Raw genomic sequence first — 6,249 nt, forward strand, 5'->3', positions numbered from 1 at the left:
CCCTCGTGGCGGGCCCGGCGTCCGGGGTGACCTGCCGGTACGGCAGGTCAGCCCTTCCCGTGGCGTGACCCGTGGGGCACGATGGCGTGCATGGCCGACTCCCACACCACCTCCCACACCACCTCCCCCACCGCCTCGCACGACGCCGCCTCCGCCGTTCCGTCCGAGGCCGCCTCCCAGCCGGCTTCCCCGGGCGTCCATCCGGGTGAGCGCGCGGCGCCGCAGCCCCTGAAGCTGATCGCGATCCGCGACACGCCGCTCTCCCTGGACGAGGTGTTCCGTGCCGTCGGTGACGAGGCGGCCGGCGGGACGGCGCTGTTCGTCGGCACGGTGCGCAACCACGACGGGGGAGCGGACGTGGACGCGCTGGGGTACTCCGCCCATCCCTCCGCCGAGACGGAGCTGCGGCGGGTCGCGGAGAAGGTGGCCGCGGACTTCCCCGTCCGGGCGCTGGCGGCCGTCCACCGTGTGGGTGACCTGGAGGTCGGGGACCTCGCGGTGGTGGTGGCGGTGTCGTGCCCGCACCGGGCGGAGGCCTTCGAGGCGTGCCGGCGGCTCATCGACGACCTCAAGCACGAGGTGCCCATCTGGAAGCACCAGCGCTTCAGCGACGGCACCGAGGAGTGGGTCGGCTCCTGCTGAGCGGGCCGCCCGGCCGCGGTCGGGGCGGAGCGCCGCCCCGCCTCCGGTTGCGTAACCGAGGGGTGGCCATGAGCGTTGTCACTGCGGAAGGTTAATCTGCTGATCAGTCAGTTGCAGTCGCTCATTCGGGTTGGAGGTCGGCATGGCGGCTCTCGCCTGGTTGCTGATTCCGCTTGTGGCTGCGATCGGTGCGAGTCTCTGGGGCACCTGGGCCCTGCGGACCCGCAGGTCCCGGGGGGACGGTCCGGAACTCGTCGGATACGCCCGTTTCCGCGAGGCGATGGAGAGGTCGACCACCACCTCGGTCCCCGGCTCCTGAGAAGCGCGCCTCGCCCGGCACAAGCGGCAGGAACCGGAGCGTCGCCGGGGCAGCCCGTACGGACGGCCCCGGCGGTGCTCCGGCGGGCAGGTCCCGTACTGTCGTTCCATGCCACGCCGCACTGCGACGATGCTCGCCTCGACCCTGATGCTGATCGTGCTCCTGTGCGCGGGACTGGCCGTCCCGACCGAGTACTCGGAGATGACGCCCGGCCCGACGGTGAACACCCTCGGCAAGCACGACGGCGATCCCGTGCTGCACATCTCCGGTCACCGCACCTATCCCGCGGACGGCCACCTCAACATGACCACGGTGCGGGTCACGAGCCCCGACTACCGGCTGAACCTGGTCTCGGCGATGTACGGCTGGCTGGCACACGACAACAAGGTGGTCCCGCACGACACGCTCTTCCCGGAGGGGCAGACCGAGGAGGAGTCGAGCCAGGAGAACGCCGAGGAGTTCAGCCAGTCCCAGGAGAGCGCCAAGGTCGCCGCCCTGCGCGAGCTGGACATCCCGGTGAAGTCCTGGGTGGTGGTCTCCACGGTGGTCAAGGACACGCCGGCCGAGGGCGTGCTGCACGCCGGCGACGTGATCAGGTCGGTCGACGGCACGGCGGTGAAGGAGCCCGGCGACGTCTCGAAGCTGGTGACCCGCCACAAGCCCGGCGAGAAGGTGGTCTTCACCGTCGTGCCCGCCAAGGAGCAGGCGGCCGCCGAGCGGGAGGGCCGCGAGGCCACCAGGACCGAGGACCTCACCATCACCACGGCGAAGTCCGAGGACGGCGGCGAGCCGCGCGCCATCGTGGGCATCGCGGCGGGGACCGACCACACCTTCCCGTTCGCCATCGACATCAAGCTCGCCGACGTCGGCGGCCCCAGCGCCGGTCTGATGTTCGCGCTGGGCATCTACGACAAGCTGACGCCCGGCAGTCTCACCGGCGGGGCCTTCGTGGCCGGCACCGGCACCATCGACGACGCGGGCGAGGTCGGGCCGATCGGCGGCATCAGCATGAAGACGGTGGGCGCGCGGGCCAAGGGCGCCACGTACTTCCTCACCCCGGAGAAGAACTGCGCGACGGCGGCCGAGGACATCCCGGCCGGCCTCACCCTGGTCAAGGTCGGCGACCTGGACGACGCGCTGGACGCCCTGGAGGACATCCGCGAGGGCCGCACCGGGGACCTCCCCCGGTGTTCGACGGGCTGAGCCCGCCGGACCCGGCCGCCGCGTGCGGGCGGGCCGGGTCCCGCGGAGTCAGTCCTCGAAGGTCGCCGACAGCGCCTCGGCCAGTCCCGGGACCAGTCCGGCGCCGGTGAGCACCTCGGTGGGGGAGTCCTTCTCCCGCAGCCGCAGGGCCGACTCGCGGGAGCCGTCGCGCAGCACGGCCACCGTCATCCGGACCTCCTGACGCTGCGGGTGGTCGGCGACCCAGCGGGCCAGCCCGGCGTCGTCCAGGCCGATCGGCACCTCGGCCTCCGCGGTCGGCGGGAGCATCAGGCGTTCCACGGTGAGGGCGCAGCCGGCGACGGCGTCCGGCCAGGCGATGGTGGCGAGGAACTCGTCCAGCGGCTGCGAGGCCGGGATCTCGTCCTGCTCCACGGGGGTGAGGGCGGCGGGCTCCGCCTCGTCGGGCAGGCCCAGCTGGTCCGCGAGGGCGGGCTCCTGGGCGCGGAGCGCCGAGGTGTCGACGAGGGCGAAGAGGCGGGCGGGCTGGTCCCAGCCGAGGGTGGAGGCGTACTCGTCGATCTCGAGCACGGCCCGGGTGAGCGGGTTCGCCGCCATGGGGGTGTTGGACATGGTCACAATCCTGCCTGGTATCCACCCGTAATCGGGAACTGGGTAAAGCCTCGGTAAGTTGCATAGGTGGGGATCCATGATGAACGGGTCCCCCCGCCGGGTCCGCCGAGGACCTGACGGCTCCACACTGACTTGAGGTGCGCACCTTGGCTTTCCAGATGCCGGACCGCGGCGGAGGCCCGACAGGGCCGCGGATGAGAGTGGGCCGCCCGTCCCGGCGGTCCAGGACCCTGCTCATGACGCTGGGCGTCCTTGCCGTCCTCGGTATGGCGTTCACCATGTTCGCGGGGTTCTGGACCGACTGGCTCTGGTACCGCTCGGTGGACTACTCGTCGGTCTTCACCACCACGCTGACCACGAAGATCGGGCTCTTCTTCGTCTTCGGCCTGCTGATGGCCGCCGCCGTCGGCGTCAACATCTGGCTGGCGCACCGCCTGCGGCCGCCGCTGAGCGCCATGTCGGTCGAGCAGCAGAACCTCGACCGGTACCGGATGGGCATCGCCCCCTACAAGAAGTGGGTGCTGCTGGCGATCACGGCCCTGGTGGGCCTGGTCGCGGGCGCCTCGGCCGGAAGCCAGTGGCGCACCTGGCTCACCTGGGTCAACGGCGTCGACTTCGGCAAGAAGGACCCCCAGTTCTCGCTGGACGTCGCCTTCTACGCGTTCGACCTGCCCTGGTACCGGTTCCTGCTGGGCTTCGGATTCGCCGCCGTGGTCCTCTCGCTGATCGCGGCCGCCGTGACCCACTACCTCTACGGCGGTCTGCGGCTGAGCTCCCCGGGCGCCAAGGCCACCGGCGCGGCCACCGGGCACCTGTCGGTGCTCCTCGGCCTGTTCGTGAGCCTGAAGGCGATCGCCTACTGGCTGGACCGTTACGGCCTCGCCGTGAAGTCCAGCGACTTCAAGGCCACCGACAACTGGACCGGCCTGCGGTACGTCGACGCCAACGCCTACCTGCCGGCCAAGACCATCCTGTTCTGCATCGCCGTCATCTGCGCGCTGCTGTTCTTCGCCACGCTGTGGCGGCGTACCTGGCAGCTGCCGGTCATCGGCTTCGGCCTGATGGTCCTGTCGGCGCTGCTGATCGGCGGCCTGTACCCGGCCATCGTGCAGAAGTTCCAGGTCCAGCCGAACGAGCAGGCCAAGGAGGCTCCGTACGTCGCCAAGAACATCGACGCGACGCGGTACGCCTACGACATCGACGACACCAAGGTGACCGGCTACTCCGGCCGCGGCGCGGACCCGGAGCAGAAGCCGGAGCTGCGGACCCAGGCCGACCAGGCCGCCAGCATCCGTCTGCTCGACCCGAACATCGTCTCGCCGACGTTCCAGCAGCGTCAGCAGATCCGCAGCTACTACGGCTTCCCGGAGAACCTGGACGTCGACCGGTACAAGGTCGACGGCCAGACCCAGGACACCGTGATCGGTCTGCGTGAGCTGGACCTGAACGGCGTGCCCAAGCGGAACTGGATCAACGACCACTTCCGCTACACCCACGGCTACGGCGTGGTGGCCGCCAAGGGCACCGAGGCCGACGGTGAGGGCCTGCCCGTCTTCACCGAGTACGACCTGCCCTCCCAGGGCCAGCTGGGCACCTACCAGCAGGCCGTCTACTACGGCGAGAAGACCACCCAGTACTCGATCGTCGGCGGTCCGCAGGAGGAGATCGACTACTCCAAGGACGGCCAGGAGGTCGGCACCCGCTACAAGGGCGACAGCGGCGTCAGCCTGGCGAACCCGCTCAACCGGGCGGCGTACGCGGTGGCCTTCAGCGAGCCGCAGATCCTCTACTCGGGCGCCATCGGCGACGGTTCGAAGATCCTCTACAACCGCACCCCGAAGGAGCGGGTCGAGGCGGTCGCCCCGTGGCTGACCATCGACGGCGACCCCTACCCGGCGGTCATCGGCGGGAAGATCCAGTGGATCGTGGACGCCTACACGACGTCCAACGGCTACCCGTACGCCTCGCGCACCACCCTCGGCGACACCACCTCCGACTCGCTGACCACGGACCAGCGTGCCGTGATCGCCCAGGAGGACCGGGTCAACTACATCCGCAACTCGGTCAAGGCGACGGTCGACGCCTACACGGGCCAGGTCAAGCTCTACGAGTGGGACACCAAGGACCCCGTCCTGAAGACCTGGATGAAGGCCTTCCCGGACACCGTCGAGCCGCGCTCGGCCATCTCCGACCAGCTGATGGACCACCTGCGCTACCCGCAGGACCTGTTCAAGGTCCAGCGTGAGCTGCTGACCCGCTACCACGTCGAGGACTCCGAGACGTTCCTCAGCGGCAGCGAGGTCTGGCAGGTGCCGGACGACCCGACGACCCGGGCCGGCGAGGCGGTGCCGCCGTACTACCTCTCCATGAAGATGCCGGACCAGCAGCAGCAGGCCTTCTCGCTGACCACGACGTTCACGCCCAACGGCCGCGACAACCTGAGCGCCTTCATGGCGGTCAACGCCGAGGCGGGCACGGACGACTACGGAAGCATCCGCATCCTGAAGCTGCCGACCAGCACCACGGTCCAGGGACCCAAGCAGGTCCAGTCGATGTTCAACTCCGAACAGGACATCGCCGAGACCATCCGGCTGCTGCGGGGCGGCGACTCCGAGGTGGAGTACGGCAACCTGCTGACGGTGCCGCTCGACGAGGGCCTGCTCTACGTCGAGCCGGTCTACGTCCGCGGTGGCGGCCTCAAGTACCCGCTGCTGCGCAAGGTGCTGGTGAGCTACAACGGGCAGACCGCCTTCGAGGACACCCTGGCGCAGGCGCTGGACAAGGTCTTCGGAGCCGGTGGTGAGGCCCAGCCGCCCGAGGAGGAGACCCCGCCCGGTGAGGAGACCACCCCGCCGGAACCGGGCGACGCCACGCTCGACGAGGCGCTGAAGGACGTCCAGGAAGCCTTCGACGCGGGCCAGGAGGCCTTCAAGAAGGGCGACTGGGAGGCCTACGGCCGGGCACAGGAAGATCTCGAGGAGGCGCTGAAGCGCGCCGAGGAGGCCCGGGCCCCCTCGGCCGGCGACTGACCTTCCCGGTCGGTAGCTGAAACCGCGGCGCCAATACCGGATCTTCGGATGCGGTGCAAGGCCCGGGTCCCTCGTTCGGGGGAACCGGGCCTTGTCCGTTCCGGGCTGCGCCGCAGGCCGGAAGGGCTCAACACCCCTTGGGGGACGGGGGCAGTTGGGCCGCCAGGGTTTCGCTTGTCTCTCTGTGGGCATGTCGACAAAACGCTGAAGTGACCTCCAAGGCTGCGGTATACCAGGTGTACCCGGGGTTCGGGTGGTGCGACGATGGACGTTATGGGGGACAAGGGAACTCTGTTGGACACAGGGCGATTTGCACCGTCCGTCGATCCGGACGGGACGGCCGGGGCCGATGAGGTCACCGGGGCCGAGGGAGCCGGGGCGACCGCCGGCTTCGTCGGCGACCCGGCGGACGAGGCCGGGCAGCGGATCGCCGCCGAAGCCGGGGACGTCGAGGCGATGAGCGTC

Annotated in this window: 5 protein-coding genes; 4 read left to right on the forward strand and 1 reads right to left on the reverse strand. The window is 70.1% G+C overall.

The window, feature by feature from the left end; genetic code table 11:
• Nucleotides 1-90 precede the first annotated feature (90 nt).
• From HW445_RS15480 to HW445_RS15490, 3 genes are all read left to right on the forward strand, one after another.
• Entirely contained in the window at nucleotides 91-642 is a 552-nt protein-coding gene (locus tag HW445_RS15480) for a molybdenum cofactor biosynthesis protein MoaE (RefSeq protein WP_257231086.1), read from the forward strand.
• Between the two features lie 175 nt (nucleotides 643-817).
• Complete coding sequence (locus tag HW445_RS15485; RefSeq protein WP_180221603.1) at nucleotides 818-961, forward strand: hypothetical protein; 144 nt, start codon at nucleotides 818-820, stop codon at nucleotides 959-961.
• 108 nt (nucleotides 962-1,069) lie between these two features.
• Complete coding sequence (locus HW445_RS15490; protein WP_180221604.1) at nucleotides 1,070-2,164, forward strand: PDZ domain-containing protein; 1,095 nt, start codon at nucleotides 1,070-1,072, stop codon at nucleotides 2,162-2,164.
• A 48-nt stretch (nucleotides 2,165-2,212) separates the two neighbouring features.
• Here HW445_RS15490 and HW445_RS15495 read toward each other — a convergent pair whose 3' ends face one another.
• Nucleotides 2,213-2,755, reverse strand: coding sequence for a PPA1309 family protein (locus HW445_RS15495; protein ID WP_180221605.1), 543 nt, complete (start codon nucleotides 2,753-2,755; stop codon nucleotides 2,213-2,215).
• Nucleotides 2,756-2,892: 137 nt separating this feature from the next.
• Here HW445_RS15495 and HW445_RS15500 point away from each other — a divergent pair, with 137 nt between their 5' ends.
• Nucleotides 2,893-5,784 (forward strand): UPF0182 family protein, encoded by a 2,892-nt coding sequence (locus HW445_RS15500; protein ID WP_180221606.1) that lies wholly within the window; start codon nucleotides 2,893-2,895, stop codon nucleotides 5,782-5,784.
• Nucleotides 5,785-6,249 lie beyond the last annotated feature (465 nt).

Origin of the sequence: Streptomyces sp. UH6 (assembly GCF_013421635.1) — a bacterium.
Taxonomy (GTDB): Bacteria; Actinomycetota; Actinomycetes; order Streptomycetales; family Streptomycetaceae; genus Streptomyces; species Streptomyces abyssomicinicus.